The 18016-nt window shown below is 37.2% G+C and carries 14 protein-coding genes; 8 read left to right on the top strand and 6 right to left on the bottom strand.

Features of this window, described 5'->3' with window-relative positions; all coding sequences use genetic code 11:
- Positions 1–14 precede the first annotated feature (14 nt).
- The 4 genes from Q0874_RS08450 to ccsA all read right to left on the bottom strand — a co-directional run bounded on the left by Q0874_RS08450 (position 15) and on the right by ccsA (position 6717).
- The gene (locus tag Q0874_RS08450) at positions 15–1193 is read right to left on the bottom strand and encodes an aminotransferase class I/II-fold pyridoxal phosphate-dependent enzyme (RefSeq protein WP_299161860.1); all 1179 of its coding nucleotides are present in this window, start codon (positions 1191–1193) and stop codon (positions 15–17) included.
- Between the two features lie 36 nt (positions 1194–1229).
- Positions 1230–2639: an MATE family efflux transporter gene (locus tag Q0874_RS08445; protein ID WP_299161858.1), complete on the bottom strand. Its 1410-nt coding sequence runs from the start codon at positions 2637–2639 to the stop codon at positions 1230–1232.
- 200 nt (positions 2640–2839) lie between these two features.
- Complete coding sequence (locus Q0874_RS08440; RefSeq protein ID WP_299161855.1) at positions 2840–3394, bottom strand: hypothetical protein; 555 nt, start codon at positions 3392–3394, stop codon at positions 2840–2842.
- A 149-nt stretch (positions 3395–3543) separates the two neighbouring features.
- A complete protein-coding gene (gene ccsA, locus Q0874_RS08435) occupies positions 3544–6717 on the bottom strand; it encodes a cytochrome c biogenesis protein CcsA (protein ID WP_299161853.1) in 3174 nt (1057 codons plus the stop codon).
- A gap of 141 nt (positions 6718–6858) precedes the next feature.
- Between ccsA and Q0874_RS08430 the strand changes: the two genes are divergently transcribed.
- From Q0874_RS08430 to Q0874_RS08395, 8 genes are all read left to right on the top strand, one after another.
- Positions 6859–7623, top strand: a complete 765-nt coding sequence (locus tag Q0874_RS08430; protein WP_299161850.1) for a Rossmann-like and DUF2520 domain-containing protein — start codon at positions 6859–6861, stop codon at positions 7621–7623.
- Entirely contained in the window at positions 7607–8134 is a 528-nt protein-coding gene (locus tag Q0874_RS08425) for an HAD family hydrolase (protein ID WP_299161847.1), read from the top strand. The genes Q0874_RS08430 and Q0874_RS08425 overlap by 17 nt, the downstream gene beginning before the upstream one ends.
- A gap of 4 nt (positions 8135–8138) precedes the next feature.
- A complete protein-coding gene (locus Q0874_RS08420; RefSeq protein ID WP_299161844.1) occupies positions 8139–8726 on the top strand; it encodes a Maf family nucleotide pyrophosphatase in 588 nt (195 codons plus the stop codon).
- 172 nt (positions 8727–8898) lie between these two features.
- Positions 8899–9615: a hypothetical protein gene (locus tag Q0874_RS08415; protein ID WP_299161841.1), complete on the top strand. Its 717-nt coding sequence runs from the start codon at positions 8899–8901 to the stop codon at positions 9613–9615.
- Between the two features lie 156 nt (positions 9616–9771).
- On the top strand, positions 9772–10728 hold the full coding sequence (locus Q0874_RS08410; RefSeq protein ID WP_299161838.1) for a septum formation inhibitor Maf: 957 nt from the start codon (positions 9772–9774) through the stop codon (positions 10726–10728).
- A 5-nt stretch (positions 10729–10733) separates the two neighbouring features.
- On the top strand, positions 10734–11243 hold the full coding sequence (locus Q0874_RS08405) for a mechanosensitive ion channel domain-containing protein (protein ID WP_299161835.1): 510 nt from the start codon (positions 10734–10736) through the stop codon (positions 11241–11243).
- A 115-nt stretch (positions 11244–11358) separates the two neighbouring features.
- The gene (locus Q0874_RS08400; RefSeq protein ID WP_299161832.1) at positions 11359–13893 is read left to right on the top strand and encodes a PIG-L family deacetylase; all 2535 of its coding nucleotides are present in this window, start codon (positions 11359–11361) and stop codon (positions 13891–13893) included.
- 102 nt (positions 13894–13995) lie between these two features.
- The gene (locus tag Q0874_RS08395) at positions 13996–15702 is read left to right on the top strand and encodes a sodium:solute symporter (RefSeq protein WP_299161830.1); all 1707 of its coding nucleotides are present in this window, start codon (positions 13996–13998) and stop codon (positions 15700–15702) included.
- A gap of 114 nt (positions 15703–15816) precedes the next feature.
- On the opposite strand, the gene Q0874_RS08390 is transcribed toward Q0874_RS08395, so the two are convergent.
- Positions 15817–16659, bottom strand: coding sequence for a DUF2911 domain-containing protein (locus tag Q0874_RS08390; RefSeq protein ID WP_299161827.1), 843 nt, complete (start codon positions 16657–16659; stop codon positions 15817–15819).
- 90 nt (positions 16660–16749) lie between these two features.
- On the bottom strand, positions 16750–17898 hold the full coding sequence (locus tag Q0874_RS08385) for a T9SS C-terminal target domain-containing protein (RefSeq protein ID WP_299161824.1): 1149 nt from the start codon (positions 17896–17898) through the stop codon (positions 16750–16752).
- Positions 17899–18016: the final 118 nt, after the last annotated feature.

The raw sequence follows: 18016 nt of genomic DNA, 5'->3' as shown, positions 1-18016 counted from the left end.
ATTTATCTGGTAATTTATTGACTATTTAAAGCTGGTTGTTTGGCTTTTACCTGTTCCAAAGCCTGATCTATATCTGCTATTAGATCTTCCGGTTCTTCGATACCAATAGAAAAGCGAATTAATCCGTCGGCAATTCCCTGCTTAAATCGATCTTCTTCCGATAACAGCGCATGTGAAGTCTGAGTTGGTGAAAGTACAGTACTTTCGACACCTGCCAAGCTCATGGAAGATTTAATAAGTTTAAGTGCCTTTCGGAATTTAGTAGCATCAATTGACTCCTTAAGTTCAAAGGAAAGCATCCCGCCAAAGCCATGCATTTGAGATTTGGCTAAAGCATGATCAGGATGAGAAGCCAGACCGGGATAATTAACCTGCTTAATATTCACATTCCCCTCTAAATACTCGGCAAGCCTCATTGCATTTTCATTTTGACATTTGACCCGAATCCCCATGGTCTTTATACTACGCTCCAACAGCCATACGGTATAATCGCTAAGACTTCCGCCAAGATTTATTGCTAATTGAAAAATCCGCTCCATATTTACTTTGGATGAAGCAACAGCTCCGGCACAAATATCTGAATGTCCTCCCATATACTTTGTGGCACTGTGGATAATCACGTCAATACCAAAATCAATTGGATTTTGATTTACCGGACTCGCAAAGGTATTGTCTATCATGGAGACTAAGTTGTGCTTTTTCGCAATGTTTGCGACAGCGGCCAGATCTGTGATGGTCAATAAAGGATTAGACGGTGTTTCAATATAAATAACCTTTGTATTCTCCTTGATTTTTGCTTCAAAATCTGATGATTTTAAACCTTCAGTAAATGAGTATGATATCCCAAACTTTTCAAATTGTTTTGTAACCAAGTTCTGTGTGCCTCCATATAACATGTTTTGCAATACCACATGATCACCAGCCTTTAAAAAAGCAAGCAGTGCTGTACTTACAGCAGCCATTCCACTTCCAAATATCATTGCATCCTCTGCATGTTCCAAAGCTGCTATTTTTTGAGACAAGGCCATTTGGTTAGGAGTGTTGAAATATCTGGGATACCTTTTAATATCCACATCTTCAAAGGCATATGAGGTGCTCATATACAAGGGAGAAGTAGCTCCTTTGTACTCGTTATCCTTTAATTCACCAACATGGGTGCATATTGTATTAATCCCCTTATTGTTATGTTTCATACGAATTCTATTAATGCATAAAGTTACAAAAATAGGCTATACCTGAACTTTTTTCCAATAGCCTTTTCTAAACCAGATGATCGCGATTACAGACAGCATTACTTCGGCAAGTGTTATGGCCAGAAATACCCCCAGAGCACCTAATTCAAAAGTAATTGCGGCCAAATAAGCAAAGGGTAATTGAAATGCCCAAAAGGCAATAAGATTAATCTTTGTGGGAGTTTTTGTGTCTCCTGCCCCATTGAAAGCCTGAGAGACAACCATCCCATAAGCGTAAAAGATATAACCTGCAGCAACAACCTGTAAACAAAGTGCCCCATTCTCAACAACGCTGGTAACATTAGTAAAAAGGCCTATTATTTCAGGAGCAAAAAAGAGATAGATTAAAGAAACAGCCAGCATAAAATAGGCATTATATTTTCCGGTAATCCAAACCGATTTCTCCGCTCTTTCAGGTTGTTTCGCTCCCAAATTCTGCCCTACTAATGTGGCAGCCGCATTACTCATTCCCCAGGCAGGCATGAAAGTAAACATCATAACCCTAATAGCAATAGTATATCCGGCCAATACTTCGCTGCCGAATTCGGACATTAACCGCATTAAAAAGACCCAGCTTGAAGTACCTATCAAAAATTGAGCGATACCTCCCAAGGAAACCTTTATAAGATTAAGCATTACGCCTGTTCTTAATACGATATCACTAACTGCTAATTTAATTCTGCTCCAGCCAAAAAATAAGATCCCCAACTGGAAAATTACGGCAGTACCTCTACCAATATTTGTGGCTATAGCTGCTCCCATAACACCAAATTCAGGAATTGGACCCCAGCCAAAAATAAAAACAGGATCCAGGATAATATTAAGTCCGTTTGATAGAACCAATGTCCACATTGCCACAGAGGCATCACCTGCCCCTCTGAATATAGCGTTGATTAAAAAAAGTAAAACTATTGTGATATTACCTCCTATAAGCAATTTGGTATAGCCATAGCCCTCGGCAATTAAGTCGGGTTCCCCACCCATAAGTGCTAATATTTCCTTAGAATATAGAAAGCCCACTGCGCCTATAGAAACAGCCACTGCTATCCCCAACAGAATTGCCTGCATAGCAGCTTGCCTGGCACCTTTAAGGTCTTTCTCACCTACCCTTCTTGCTACGACTGCAGTTGCAGCCATACTAAGGCCTATGGCAATAGCATATACCAGGGTGATAACAGATTCCGTGAGGCCTATTGTGGCCACCGCATTTACACTTACCCTGGATACATAGGCTATATCAACAATAGCGAATATAGATTCCATCATCATTTCCAGAATCATGGGTATGGAAAGCATAAAAACTGCCTTACGGATACTACCAGTAGTGAATTCGGTTTCCTTACCGGTAATGGCTATAATAAAATACCTGAAAAGTTTATTGAATGTAATTTTATTCTGATGTGTCATTTTATAGAAATTATATTAATTGAAGAAAGAAATGTCATATAATCTTCCAGGGATGGAGATTATTTTTCGGTAACTACCCCGATGACATCTATTACTAACATAATTTCTATTACTTCATGATAAAACAAAGATGCAAATATTTTCTGAAGTAGAAAAATGAATGAAATATTCGGATTCGGCTTACTAAAAGTCTCTAACTCCTAGTCTAATTTCTCCGGTCCTTCTGAATTGTTATAAATCATCCAGCGTTCGTTTTGAATTGATCGATATGTAATTTCATAACGTAATCCATTCCTTAATAGTTCCCCAAGGCTTGTTGTAAGCAAATTATAATCCTTTTCAGAATCCTGTACACTAAACACGTTATAGCTAGAATTAGCAGGAATGGCTATGCCCTTATCCAGGGTTGAAGAGGAAAAGAATTTAACACTATCTAAAACCGGCATTTCAGATTTGAGATAATTATATAAATAGTTATCGTAATCCCTAAGATCGTGCTTTTCACCTTTGTAATAAATGATAACAGATTCAATGATAGCGGGACCAACTCCGTGATTTTTAATATCCAATGAAAAAGTGTTTTCAGCTTTATCATCTGAGGTGGATATTTGCACATAGGGCAAAATAGACAGATAATTCTGCTTACTCATTAAGTTAGTCTGATAGATAAAAATTATAAGGGTCAAAACACTTACACTCATTGCTGAGAGACTTAATATTTTATCTGAATTCCATTTTAACTTTAATCCGGCCATGTATTTATGTGCAAATAAATTATGGTTTAAAAATATTAAAAATATAAAAGTGTTTCACTAATATCATAATTAATGATGAACAGAGGATAGTTATAAATAAAACCTTTTGATCAATGGTCCTAAAATAGAATTCTGTAGAAAGAGCCTGATTATTTGAGGTAGTTCAATCTATACCGCCAATAGCTAATTCCTCCTAAAAGCAATACCCCAAATAGTGTATACCAAACAAAGACAGGAGTAATTACCTGAGACCCGCTGGCATAACTATGGAGCCCCACCAAATAGAAGTTTACCCCAAAATAGGTCATCATAATACTTCCAAAAGCAAGGATAGTTAGAAAATTAAATGTCCATCTTCCACGTAATCCAGGTACCAGTCTGGTATGTATTACAAAGGCATATATCATTATTGAAATTAGGGCCCAGGTTTCTTTAGGATCCCAACCCCAATAGCGCCCCCAGCTTTCATTGGCCCATTGCCCCCCGAGAAAGTTTCCTATTGTCAGCATAATGAGTCCAACGGTAATTGAAAGTTCATTAATTATTGTGAGTTCCTTCAGGTTTAATTCCATCCGTGCTTTGTTCTTAGTATTGGTAAGAATAATTAACAAAAGAGAAACTATTCCAAGAATCATCCCAACGGTAAGCGGCCCGTAACTACCAACTATAACCGCCACATGGATCATTAGCCAGTAACTGTCTAAAACAGGGACGAGATTTGCTATTGACGGATCAACCCAGCTTTGATGTGCAATCCACAATAACATGGAAGTAACAAAGGCCGATGCTGCAATGGTCATATTACTTTTCCTGCCTAATAATAATCCCATCCCCATGGTAGCCCAGGATACATAAAGGATACTTTCATAAGCATCACTCCATGGAGCATGGCCGGAAATAAACCAACGTAAAATTAATCCGGACGTATGCCAGATAAAAAATATATAAATTATTCCCTTAAAAAAATACGTCGCTATATTCCATATCCTTCTTTCCCTAAAAATTGTAAATACAAGAACAAAGAACATAAGGATACCAACAAGGGCATAGTATTTATATAGGCGATTAAAAATATCGAGCTTGTTGTAAATAATTTCTGCCTTTACCCTATTCTCTGAAGGAAGCACCTCACTGCCATGGTTTTGTTGATTCTGATGAAACGCAGCCAATAGTTTATCCGCTTCTGAATAGTCGTCATTTGCGATTGCCCTTTGAAGTGAGAGCAAATAGTAAGGAACAGCATTTTTGATGAAATTCGCATAAAGTGAGTCAGATACTTTGTATTGCCCGGACCTGTATTCTATGGCAGAAACCCATTTGTTATTCTCATCATTCAACAAAGGGAAGATTTTTATAATTTCTCCGCTTAGTGCCCTGTTTAAAAGCCCAAGGCGTAAATCAACATCTTTATAATCCTGTTGAAATTTATCCGGAGTACTGGTGGCATAAGCATCTTGTAGGTAAGGTGCCAGTTTATAAGCCCCTTGGGAGTCAAAAAAATCGGTGGCTTTTACGAATCTCTGAGATCCTTCTACTTCTATTATACCCCGGAGGCTATCATTTTGTCCTTTTTTATCAAGGGCTATAAATTCTGTATTGTACCAAAGGGCCGGATTTAACATCATAGATAAAAATACCTGATCGGCATTAAGATCTTTATAGGTATCCTTAAAACTTAGTTTGCGAAGTAACTCAGAAGAAAATGTATTTAGCGGTTTCATTCTTCCGCCGTCGTCTTGTATGACCAATTCTCCAAATTTCGCGGCATGTTCTTTAGAAACTGTGGAAGCATCTAAAAGGGAATCTAGTTGCTGCTGACTTGGAGTGCTTTGGTGATTGTGGCCCCCGTCCTGAGTTTTTCCCTGGGCATTCAGGCTTAAAACCCCAAAAAGCATTATAGCCGAAGCCACTGCCTTTTGCTTCTTTAATTTATCTAACCCTTGGGTCAACTCCTTAAATCGGGTTTTGCCAAAGAACATGATCCCCATTAGGCCCATATATAATAAAAAGTACCCCATATAGGTAATCCAGGTGCCCCAAAAGTCATGATTAACTGAAAGAACGGTTCCGCGCTCATCCGGATCAAAACTTGCCTGGAAAAACCGGTATCCCTTATGGTCAAGAATATGATTCATAAAAATATCATAATCAAATGGCCGCTCGTCTTCTACGGTAACTTTGCTCATAAAGGAGGCGTAGCTTTTTTCTGTGCCTGGGTATTTCTCGGCAATAAAATCGTTCAGTTTAATGCTAAAAGGCAATTGATAAACTTTTGATCCATATCGAAGGCTAAAATCAAGACCGCCAACTTTAAATTTTTCTGAATACTTGCTTGAACCCTTACCTCCCAGCAGTTTTTTCGTAACCGTTTCACCATTACTGCTTATTTTAAGAACCAAAGCATCCTGGGTGGCTGGTGTAATTTCATTTTCCGGCACGCTTACAACCCCGTAAGAACCCTGAACAAGTGGCTCGGGTATAACAAATTGCATCCCCCCCATATTATAAAGCGATCGTAATTGAAGCTCCTGCAAACTGTCTTTTAATACCTTGCCGCGATACTGATCTGCCATTCGCATAAAGCTTCCTTCGAAAGGAGCTTTAATTTGATAACTACTATCTGTTGTAATAATATTTACCGCACCATCTGTCTGCTTATTTAAGGAAAAAAGAATATTATGGATATTTGCTATTTTTCCATTTTCCAGATAATGCTCATGCCTGTTACCATCTCCGGCTTCCACTATTTTTAAATAATAATTTCCTTTAGTATCAGGAATCAAGTCATTTTTGGCTCCTTCAATAAAACCATCATAAGCAATGGCAACTTCTTGTCCGTTAAAATCTGATGTCCAGGGTAAATTAGACTTTATGGCTTCAGGAGTTACGATAAGGTCATCTTCAAGGATCTTTCGTTTAGGCTCCCCTGCTATTTCTCCATCAATAAATACGGTAAGAAAGGTTTTTTCAGAATAGAAAACATTTTCTGTACGACCTTCCCGAATAGGCATCATACCCTCAAAACTTATGTATCGGGTGACAAAGGCGCCAACAATTATTAAAATCCATGAGATGTGGAGTAATAAAACCGGCCATTTTTCTTTGCGCAATAGACGATAACGAAAAATATTACCAACAAAGTTGATTACAAAAAAAACCATGATCAACTCAAACCAGGTGGTATTATAGATCCAGATTCTTGCAGTTTCCGTACTATACCAACTCTCTATGAATGTACCAAATGCCATGGCGGTAGCAAAAACAATGAAAAGAACCGCCATTAAACGGGTAGAAAAGAAAAACTTCTTGAATAGTTCTTTCATCTTAATAGAGATAAATTTGAATTCCGGAGGCAAAAGTAAGGCCTTTTTGTGATTTAAAATTACACTTACCGTCTTAAAAAGTTAAACAATATTGTTAATTTTTAAAGTGAGGTTAACATTATAAATATTGTACTTTTGAACATGCTTTCAATAGTACTTACGGGCACCGGAAATGTTGCACAGCAGCTTTTTACTGCTATGCACAACAAAAAGGGGGTTAAAATAATTCAAGTCATAGGACGCGATAAAAAAAAATTAACGCCTTTTAAAAATTGTCCGGAAACCACAACAGACTATGAACATATTTCAGATGCAGATATCTATATTATCGCTGTAAATGATGGTTCCATATCCACTGTAGCACAGCATTTTAAAAATAAATCAGGTCTGGTGGTGCACACTTCAGGAACCATGCCCCTATCGGCACTTCCAGCTTCGGTAAGAAGAGGTGTTTTTTATCCCTTGCAAACTATCAGCAAAGAGCGAAAAGTTGACTTTAGTGAAGTTCCCATCTGTATTGAAGCAGAAAGTAGTGAGGATTACAAAATGTTGGAAGAACTGGCAGGTTCTATTTCAGATCATATACAAATCATGTCATCCAATCAGCGAAAGTTAGTGCATTTGGCGGCAGTCTTTGTCAATAACTTTACCAATCATTTGTATTTAATCGGGAGTGATATCTGTAACGAGGCGGGGATCTCATTTAATATTTTAAAACCTTTAATTCTGGAAACAGCTAAAAAAGCAACAGAAATGTCCGTCCTAAAAGCCCAGACGGGTCCTGCTATGCGTCATGATCAGACCACTATTGATCAGCACCTCGATCTGTTAAAAAAGGAAAGTCATAAGAATATCTATTCTGTATTAAGTAATTCAATTCAAAAAACCCATGGGAAAAAGCTATAAACAAATTTTAAAGGATATCACAACATTTGTATTTGACGTAGATGGGGTATTTACAGATGGCAATGTACTAATTACCTCAGAGGGGGAATTGCTTCGTAAAATGAGCGTAAAAGATGGCTATGCCCTGAAAACGGCAATTCAAAAAGGGTATAATGTCTGCATAATCTCCGGAGGGACTAATGAAGGCGTAAGAGTAAGACTGAAAGGACTTGGCGTTACGGATATTTATCTTGGAGCGGCCCATAAAGAAGAGCCTTTTAAAGCCTATTTATCCAAGCACAACATCGATTCCAAAAATGTTCTTTATATGGGTGACGATCTGCCGGATATTCCAGCTATGAAATTAGCAGCTATCGCCTCATGCCCGCAGGATGCGGTGCAGGAAGTCAAAGAGGTATGCGATTACATATCGCACAGGTATAGTGGGGATGAATGTGTAAGAGATGTTATTGAGCAGGTCCTGAAAGTGCGAGGCGATTGGTATACTAATTTCAGTGCAGCCAACGATTAGTATTATGCTTAGTGAAAAGGTAAAGAATTTTCATATTATTCTTGCTTCTGCATCTCCAAGAAGGCAGGAATTCTTTAAAAGATTAGGTCTCGAGTTTGAGGTACGCCTAAAGCCTGTAGAAGAAATTTATCCGGAGCATTTAAAGGGGGTAGCTATCGCTAACTTCCTGTCCAGACTAAAAGCAAAACCCTTCCTGCCAGAGCTTAATTCAGATGATTTATTAATCACTTCAGATACCGTGGTTTGGCACAAGGATAAATTTTTAGGTAAACCAGAAGGTGAAAAGCAAGCCTATTTAATGTTAAAATCAATGTCTGGCGACTGGCATGAGGTTATTACTTCGGTCTGTTTCACCCGCGCCAATGATCAAATATTAATAGATAGCAGTACACTGGTTAAATTTAAAGATTTGACCGATGAAGAGATTCGGCATTACATAAAAGAATATAAACCCTTTGATAAGGCCGGGGGATACGGCATCCAGGACTGGATTGGGTTAATTGGGATTGAGGAAATCAAAGGATCATATACCAATGTAGTAGGGCTTCCCACACATTTAGTTTACAAGACGTTAAAAGAAATAATTGATTAATTACGTAGCTATTATGAACGACTGATAAAATTCTTTGGATTATCGAAACGTAATTTTGTGAAACAAAACCAAAGGTCTGGCAGACCTTTGGTTGAGATACCCGCTTTAGGAAGTAATCAAACCACAAATAGAACCTATGATTAAATTTTTTAGAAGAATCAGATTTGACGTTATGGAAAATAATAACACTGGAAAGTATTTAAAATACGCCATCGGTGAAATTATTCTTGTGGTTGTGGGTATTTTATTGGCATTGAGTATTAACAATTGGAACTCGGGTCGGATCGAACAAAACAGTATTATTAACTATTATGAGAGAATTAGTATTGAACTGGATCAAGAAATAGCTTCAGCTATAAGGCAAAAGAAGGATAACGATACATTAATTCATAAGAATCAAAGAGCATTAAGAATTTTAAATTCCAAAAATTTAGATTCCTTGGAAGTATTGAAAAACCTTTTAGGAGCTACAGCCACAAATTGGACAAGTCAATATTCATTTCCAATAACGAATGAATTCTTAAAACAGGGCTATTTATCCAAAATAAAAAACGAAAGTCTAAAAGCCTGCTTCAAGAACTATTCTAAAGCATTAAAGCATATAGAGTACACTAATAATTATAATAATGTTCAATATCAGAATACGATAGAACCGTTTTTTATTAAAAATATTAATTACAGTGAGATTGCATTAAAAGACTATAGGAAAGATTTAATTAAAGGAGGTCCTAGAACAGAGTTTGCTCAATTATATGACAATCTTGAAATGTGGAATATATTGACATTTAAACTAGAATCGTTGAAAACTGAATCAAACAGATTTGACGGAACAGTTTATGTATTAGAAAAACTTAAGTCTCAGATAGAATCAGAACTAACGAAAGGATAAGACGTGTATAATTAATATACTCAATATTCCAAATGAAATAGGTAGAATGAACCCTACTCCAATTTAGTTGGCCTTCCTGCACATTTAGTTTACAAAACGTTAATGGACATGGTGAACCAGTAGTTTTTAACTAGTTTTGGTCAAAATTTAATTCCTATGAAATTTTTTATCAGTAATCTAATTTTACTCTTTGTAGCCTTATCCGTACCGTTTGTCTTTATGTCCTGTGAAGTGAAAGCCAGCTCCAAAGGAACTGAAATTGTTGATGCTGAAAGCCTGAAAAATAATTCTGAAACCGCAAAACCAAATCTTCTTTCAAGGGAGTTTAAAGATTATTGGTATTCAGGAGAAGCGGAAATCACCTCCTATAAACTGGAACAGGCCAGATATGGGGAACTAAGAGATGGACATGCAGTATTAATTTTTGTTACGGAACCATTTTTGGCAGATAAACAAGTTAAGGCAGATAGAAATAATCCTGATAATATTCCGGTACTAAAATTGAACAGTACTAAAAAATACTTTACGGGTATTTATCCTTATTCTATTATGAGCAGTTCATTTTATCCGGTTCAAGATAATCAGCATGCGATAAAAATATCTGCTTCTGTTCAGGAATGGTGCGGACATGTTTATGCTCAGTTGAATAACAGAGAAGATTTTGAGTATGAAGCACATTCTTATTTTGAAGGCGAAGCAGATCAGGAATTTAAAATGGAAAAAAACATTTTGGAAAATGAGTTGTGGAATAAATTACGAATAAACCCTGGCGGGCTTCCTCAGGGCGAACTGGAAGTTATTCCTTCATTAGAATATATCAGGGTAGCTCATAAAAAGATCAAACCCTTTAAGGCCATAGCCTCCCTTACAGCGCAAGATGGAATTAGTTCGTATACCTTAACCTATCCCGAATTAGATCGCACTCTTACCATTAACTTCGGTACGGCTTTTCCTCATACCATAGAAAGTTGGTCGGAGGAATTTAAAAGTGGTTTTGGTACAAATGCTAAAATACTGACCTCTAAGGCTACAAAAATTAAGCTCCTTAAAACGCCTTATTGGCAGCAAAATGGAAATAAAGATATAATTTTAAGAGAGCGATTAGGGTTATAAAGTCTATGGAAGAATTTATTTTAAATCATAAGAGTGAACTTTTAGCGACGGTTATCACTTTAGTAGCATTACTGGTCTTAAAGTTTATTTTGTCTAAGACTATTCGTAAAGTAGGCAGCGTTAGCGACTTAAATAAAGTACGCACCAGATTGATTATAAAATATGTCTCTTTTGGCCTTAGCGTTGTTGGGCTTGCAGTAATTATATTTATTTGGGGGGTTAATTTCAGAGAGCTTGGCCTTATTTTTTCCTCCGTCTTTGCAGTTATTGGTGTTGCCATATTTGCTCAATGGTCAATTTTAAGCAATGTTACGGCTGGCATTATTCTTTACTTTTCTTTTCCCTTTAAAATAGGCGATCGCATTAAAATAATGGACAAGGAAATTGAGTACGATGGGAACTATGTTATTGAGGATATTAAGGCATTTCATATTCATTTGCGAAATGATGATTCAGAATTATTGACGTATCCCAATAGTCTTATGCTTCAAAAGGGTGTTTTGCTGATTAATTAATCGGCAAATGAACAACATCAGCATAGTGAATTATTATAAGTTGTTAAAGAAGTTTTAAATATTGTTGAGGCACTAGTAATATCTCTATATTTGAGCACTATCTTATAAAAAAAACATGCGTTATTTTCTGGCACTCTGTATAGGGCTATTTTTTGGACTACACACTGCTTTAACCCAAGTGCCAAAAAAAAGCACTTCTTCCGATATTTATCATTCATTACAAAAACTAAACTTTTTGGGCTCTGCTCTGTATATTGCAGCACATCCTGATGATGAAAATACCAGGTTAATCTCATACTTTTCAAACGAAGTTAAAGCCCGGACCGGATATTTATCTATCACCAGAGGTGATGGAGGGCAAAACCTTATAGGTTCGGAACTTAGGGAACTACTGGGGGTTTTAAGAACAGAAGAATTACTGGCGGCGAGAGGAGTTGACGGTGGAGAACAGTTTTTCACCAGGGCAAATGATTTTGGGTATTCAAAACACCCTGATGAAACTTTAAAAATATGGGATAAGAAGGCCGTTTTGGGCGATGTTGTTTGGGTCCTTCGAAATTTCAAACCAGATGTTATTGTAAATCGTTTTGATCACAGAACACCCGGTTCAACTCATGGACACCATACCTCTTCAGCAATGCTAAGTGTAGAGGCTTTTGATCTAGTTAATGATCAAAATGCATATCCTGAACAATTGGATAAAGTAAGTCTTTGGCAACCCAAAAGATTGTTCTACAATACATCATGGTGGTTCTATGGGAGTCCTGAGAATTTTGAAAAAGCCGATAAATCCAAAATGATAAATTTAGATGTTGGGGTTTATTATCCCATGAAGGGGCTTTCTAACAACGAAATTGCATCTATTGCAAGCAGTCAGCATTTGAGTCAGGGGTTTGGCAGAATGTCCGACAGAGGTAGTCAGGATGAATATATAGAATTGTTGTCCGGGGATCTGCCAAATGATAAATCTAATATTTTTGAAGGAATCGATACAAGCTGGTCAAGGATTAAAGGAGGTGAAGCTATTGGCAAAATATTGGTTTCAGTAGAAGAAAATTTTGACTTTGTAAATCCGTCAAAACACCTACCGGAATTACTGGAAGCACATAAATTGCTCGCTACTCTAGAGGATGATCATTGGAAACAAATTAAATTAAAAGAACTGCAGGATATTATTCTCACTGTTTGCGGACTATATCTTGAAGCTTCATCTGAAGTGTCAAATGCATATCCCGGTAGTACAGTAAAAATAAATATTGAGGTTCTTAATCGAAGTAATGCTCCTATTTCATTTAATTCTGTTTCTCTTGCCTCTAATTCTTTTAACCAGAATAATATACTCTTAGCTAATAATCAAAAAAAGAACCTTGTATTGGATCTGAAAATACCTGAAACGGAGCAATACACAAGTCCTTATTGGCTTACAGAAAAGGGAAGCCTTGGCATGTATAAAGTGAATCAACCAGAAATAATTGGAAGCCCCGAAACGATACCCCCTTTTCATGCAAGCTTTGAATTGGGATTCGATGGGTATTCCATAAAAATAGAAAAACCGGTTATTCACAGATATTCAAAACCTGATAAAGGGGAACTTTATGAGCCCTTTGAGATTATACCGGAAGCTACCGCAAAATTTAGTGACAAGGTTTTGATATTTGCAGACAGAACTCCCAGAAAAATCCCAGTTACAATTACGGCTCATAAAAACGGACTTAAAGGAAATGTGAAATTGGGCCATAATAATGGTTGGGTGGTAGATGAAGAATTTATAGAATTTGAAATTGCAAACAAGGGTGATGAAAAGACACTTGTTTTTACCTTAACCCCGCCGTCCCAGGAAGATGAAAGTACGATTACACCTATTATCAGAATTGATGGCAAAGAATTAGATAGAGAGTTAATAGAGATTGCGTATGACCATATTCCTACCCAAACAGTTTTACTTCCCTCTGAAGCCAAAGTTGTAAGACTGAACATCAAGAAAGTGGGAGAGCATATTGGTTATATAATGGGTGCCGGAGATGAGGTTCCCGAGAGCTTGGAGCAGATAGGTTATACTGTTCATCTAATTGATCCCGCAGATATAGAATCGGGTAGTCTAAACAAATATGACGCGGTTGTTACGGGAATCAGGGCATATAACGTTGTTGAAGAGCTTAAATTTAAACAGCGTTTTTTACTGGAATATGTAGAGCAGGGAGGGAACCTTATTGTACAATACAACACTGCAGGACGCAGAGACGCCTCTTTTAAAGATCTCGCCCCCTACCCTCTTAAATTATCCAGGGACCGCATTACTAATGAGGATTCTGATGTAAAGATTATTGCAAGTGACCATTCAGTTATTAATTTTCCCAATGCCATTTCTAATTCAGACTTTGAGGGTTGGGTTCAGGAGAGAGGGCTTTACTTTCCTGATGAATGGGATCCCAAATTCACACCTATTCTGCAGATGAATGACAAAGGAGAATCATCAACCAATGGAGCGCTTCTTGTAGCACCATATGGTAAAGGAAATTATATATATACCGGAATAAGTTTTTTTAGAGAACTTCCTGCAGGGGTTTCCGGAGCTTATAAGATATTTGCTAATATTTTATCTTTAGGAAAAGAACAAATAGATAACACTACAGATATTAAAGGTAAATGATGCTGGAGAAACTTACCTGGAAAAAAGAATATACACTTGTATTGGTACTCAATACTATTTACATTCTTATTTTTTATTTTATAATGACCTCATACAGTTGATATGGGGAAAATAGACTGGATTATACTTGGTGGAACCCTATTATTTATAGTTGTTTATGGGGTCTGGAAAACCAGAGGGAATAAAAATGTAAATGATTATGTACTTGGGGGCAATCAGTCAAAATGGTGGACGATTGGCCTATCCGTAATGGCAACTCAGGCCAGTGCTATTACCTTTCTCTCCACACCCGGTCAGGCTTTTCACGATGGAATGGGTTTTGTTCAATTCTACTTCGGACTTCCATTGGCCATGATAATTATATGTATTGTATTTATTCCTCTATATCACAAATTAAAAGTATATACTGCCTACGAATTTCTTGAAAGAAGGTTTGATCTTAAAACCCGTACTCTTGCTGCCATATTATTTTTAATACAACGAGGCCTTGCGGCGGGTATTACCATCTTTGCACCCTCAATTATCCTCTCTGCCGTCCTGGGATGGGATTTAAAAACCCTTAATATTATTATTGGTTCCTTAGTAATTATTTATACCGTTTCCGGTGGTACAAATGCAGTAAGTGTTACCCAAAAACAACAGATGTTTGTTATTATGACCGGGATGTTTATTGCCTTCTTTTTTATTCTGGGTTATTTGCCTGCAGATATCACATTCACCAAAGCCCTTAAGATTGCAGGTGCAAGTGATAAACTTAACATCCTGGATTTTAGTTTAAATACACAGAGCAGATATACTTTCTGGAGCGGCATTACCGGTGGGATGTTCCTAGCTCTTGCCTATTTTGGGACCGATCAAAGTCAGGTACAGCGCTATCTTTCCGGTAAATCCATCAGAGAGAGCCAGTTAGGCCTTATTTTTAATGGGATCTTCAAAATACCTATGCAATTTTTTATTCTCCTGGTTGGGGTTATGGTTTTTGTATTCTATCAATATAATCCGTCCCCCTTAAATTTTAATCCTGCAGCTACGAATGCAATAATGCAAACTTCCTATGCAGAAGATTATAAATTATTGGAGGAAGGTCACAAGAATCTGGAAATTGAAAAGAAAATGGTGCAGGATCAGTTTTCATCGGCCATGGATTTAAACGACCAAGCCGCTACTGCCGAAGCTAAAAACGAAATGCTCCTGATCATTGAAAGGGAGAAAAATAACAGGGAAGCAGCAAAGGCTATGATAAGAAAGGCAGATGATGTTGTTGAAACAAACGATAAGGATTATGTATTTATCCATTTTATCTTAAATTATCTACCAAAAGGCTTAGTAGGACTCTTATTGGCTGTAATTCTATCTGCAGCCATGTCCTCCACTGCCTCAGAATTAAATGCCCTTGGCACAATTACTGCCCTGGACCTTTATAAAAGAAATAAAAAAGATGAATTTTCACCCGAGCACTATGTGAAGGTTTCCAAGTTATTTACCTTGCTTTGGGGGATAGTTGCTATTCTCATAGCCTGTGTAGCAAACCTGTTTGATAATTTAATACAATTGGTAAATATCATTGGTTCTATTTTCTACGGTAACGTTTTGGGAATATTTTTACTGGCCTTCTTTTTTAGATTTGTAAAAGGAAATGCCGTTTTTATTGCCGCTATTATTACCCAGGTAGCCGTAATTCTTGTATGGTATTTAGATTGGATGTCATATTTGTGGCTCAATGCTTTTGGATGTGCACTGGTGATTCTCCTGGCAATAGTACTTGAATCATTTGACAGGCTTCATAAGAACCCTCCAATTAAATCCTAATAAATTCTGACATCCGGAGATAGTACATTTAATTAATGATACTAGTTCTTAGATGATATAAAAAAACCCCAACCAAAAAGGGAGGGGTTTTAAATTCTTAGAATTTAGAATATTTTACAATGCCCCCCATTCTTTAAGAGAGTCCTTGTTCATTTTTACATAGTCTGCATTGCCGGCCGCCTCTGCTACTGCCATAGATTTCTTAGCCGCTTCAATAGCGCCTTTGGTATCACCCATTTTAGCGTAAATCAGAGATTGCCTCCTCGTCATCCAATACGCTTTGTCGTTCATTGATACCGCTTTATCAATCCATTCCTTAGCTTTGGACAGGTCTTTACCTTCTTCATGGTAATAAGAAGCTGCTGCAAAATAATCATTAGCTGTTGGTCCATTCATGACATTTTCAATACTCTTAACTGCCTTCTCTTCAGTAGGTACTTCAAAGGGAACACCTACATAAGCTTTTTCCCAATAAATCCCCAGAGTTGCTCCATCATTGTGTAAAGCATCAATACTCATAGTAAAGGATTCCACGTCAAATGGTAAAGACATTACCTCTACCGTGGTCTTTGCCGCTACTTTTGAATCATCCCAATTTTCTGGAGTTCCCCAGTTATTAGTATCAGAATAGAAAATTACTTCCCAGGATGTTGTTCCCGGTTTCGTAAATACTGCATAGGACCCTGCTTTAACTTTTTGACCGCCAATAGTAACATCATCGCTAAAAGTTACCATGGAATTTTTGTTGGCTCCGGTTCTCCATAATTTGTCAATAGGAACAAGATCTCCAAAAATAGTCCTTCCCCGCATTGAAGGTCTTGAATACTCTACGGTTACATCGGTCAATCCAACCGTTTGCATAATCTTTGCAGATGGGCTGGGCGCCGGTGTTGTTATCTGTCCGTTCATAGAAATAGATCCCATAACGATGCAGATCAATAGTGATAGTTTTTTCATTATTTAATAGGTTTTATAGTTATGACAAAACTAAATATAATGGGGTATTTCCCTTGTTAACAAATCCTTAAATAATGCTCAAAGAAAGCTTCAGTCCAGTATAAATGGTTTAGATATTGTTACGCCCTGCAGATAAAAGGTTAAGTAATACACGGAACTCCCTAATCCGCTTAGATCTATGCTGTTATTTTCAATTAAACTTCCATGCGTATGTCTAACTCTTTTCCCGGTAATGTCAAATATTGCTCGTCCAAACAATGGCGCATTTGAATTAAGATCGTACTGAAGTTCATTTGAACCAAAGGCTCTGAAAATAATCAATTCATTTTCTTCTTTCTCCGCATCTGCCGGAGTTTCTGCAGTTTCCTGAGGGGCGTCGTCGGTGTCAAAAGTATATAGTTGAGAAGCAAGAGTTATGGGAGGAAGGTTATTTTGGTAACGCTCAGAAGAAACATAGTATGTGTTTGAATCCGAATAGGTGATTCCCTCTACCTGTGAAAACCCAATGCCCAAACCCAACTTTTCCTCCGTCCCGTTAAATGAAAAATTTATCGGAAGTTCACTTATCCGAACAATAAAAGGTTGTAATTGAGATGAATATCCCAATAACATCAACACATTTGAGAATTTGTTGTATGCTGCTCCTGTAACCAGACCAGAGACATCATAAAATCCCATATTCTTAGCTGAATAAGATCCCGGAATTTTAGGTATGGAATATGCTACTGTACCATTAGTCTGCCATTGTTTTGTAAATATGAGTAACTGAGTCTTAAAGTCAACCATGCCTTCTGCATCCCAGTCAGAATTCTGAATCTCTGTAAAATCCGTTTGATCTTCGTAGGAAAAGTCAATTCTTTCAGCACTTATTGTATTCGAAACGTCATAATCAGATTTAGCCACTCTATAAACGGTAAGGTCTTGTCTGTTGCCGGTATTATTACCAAAGTCTCCAATATAAATATAAGTATCATCCTGTGTTATATCTTCCCAATCTATGTTGGTGGCATTGTCTATAGTGATTGTCCGGATAATCTGTGAACTTAAGGTATCTACTTCATACAATCGAGGAGAATTTCCTGAATCATTATGAGTTATGAGTTTGTTGTTGTAATAAATAAGCCCGGAGGATTCCAGAACATCTTCCGGCAAAGTCCCAATAGTAGTGGCGCTCACCTGGGCATTTAAAAAGAAGACAGGAAGGAAAAAACTTAAAATATATAATTTGGAAATCATCATACTTTATTCCAGAAATATACAAAAATCACGCATCGGACTACAAATTTCCCGATCATAAGTCGTATTGCACCATTGTATGGGATTATCCCACCTCTATCTCCGACGATAAAATAAGGCT

The organism is uncultured Eudoraea sp., from assembly GCF_947490415.1.
Lineage (GTDB): Bacteria > Bacteroidota > Bacteroidia > Flavobacteriales > Flavobacteriaceae > Eudoraea.
The sequence above is the reverse complement of the archived record's forward strand: the minus strand, read 5'-3'. Positions and strand labels throughout refer to the sequence as shown.

Coding starts and splice junctions, on each gene's coding strand:
- Q0874_RS08420 (WP_299161844.1), top strand. CDS start 8,139: ATGCTTAGTGAAAAGGTAAAGAATTTTCATATTATTCTTGCTTCTGCA.
- Q0874_RS08425 (WP_299161847.1), top strand. CDS start 7,607: ATGGGAAAAAGCTATAAACAAATTTTAAAGGATATCACAACATTTGTA.
- Q0874_RS08395 (WP_299161830.1), top strand. CDS start 13,996: ATGGGGAAAATAGACTGGATTATACTTGGTGGAACCCTATTATTTATA.
- Q0874_RS08400 (WP_299161832.1), top strand. CDS start 11,359: ATGCGTTATTTTCTGGCACTCTGTATAGGGCTATTTTTTGGACTACAC.
- ccsA (WP_299161853.1), bottom strand. CDS start 6,717: ATGAAAGAACTATTCAAGAAGTTTTTCTTTTCTACCCGTTTAATGGCG.
- Q0874_RS08385 (WP_299161824.1), bottom strand. CDS start 17,898: ATGATGATTTCCAAATTATATATTTTAAGTTTTTTCCTTCCTGTCTTC.
- Q0874_RS08430 (WP_299161850.1), top strand. CDS start 6,859: ATGCTTTCAATAGTACTTACGGGCACCGGAAATGTTGCACAGCAGCTT.
- Q0874_RS08450 (WP_299161860.1), bottom strand. CDS start 1,193: ATGAAACATAACAATAAGGGGATTAATACAATATGCACCCATGTTGGT.
- Q0874_RS08405 (WP_299161835.1), top strand. CDS start 10,734: ATGGAAGAATTTATTTTAAATCATAAGAGTGAACTTTTAGCGACGGTT.
- Q0874_RS08415 (WP_299161841.1), top strand. CDS start 8,899: ATGGAAAATAATAACACTGGAAAGTATTTAAAATACGCCATCGGTGAA.
- Q0874_RS08410 (WP_299161838.1), top strand. CDS start 9,772: ATGAAATTTTTTATCAGTAATCTAATTTTACTCTTTGTAGCCTTATCC.
- Q0874_RS08390 (WP_299161827.1), bottom strand. CDS start 16,659: ATGAAAAAACTATCACTATTGATCTGCATCGTTATGGGATCTATTTCT.
- Q0874_RS08440 (WP_299161855.1), bottom strand. CDS start 3,394: ATGGCCGGATTAAAGTTAAAATGGAATTCAGATAAAATATTAAGTCTC.
- Q0874_RS08445 (WP_299161858.1), bottom strand. CDS start 2,639: ATGACACATCAGAATAAAATTACATTCAATAAACTTTTCAGGTATTTT.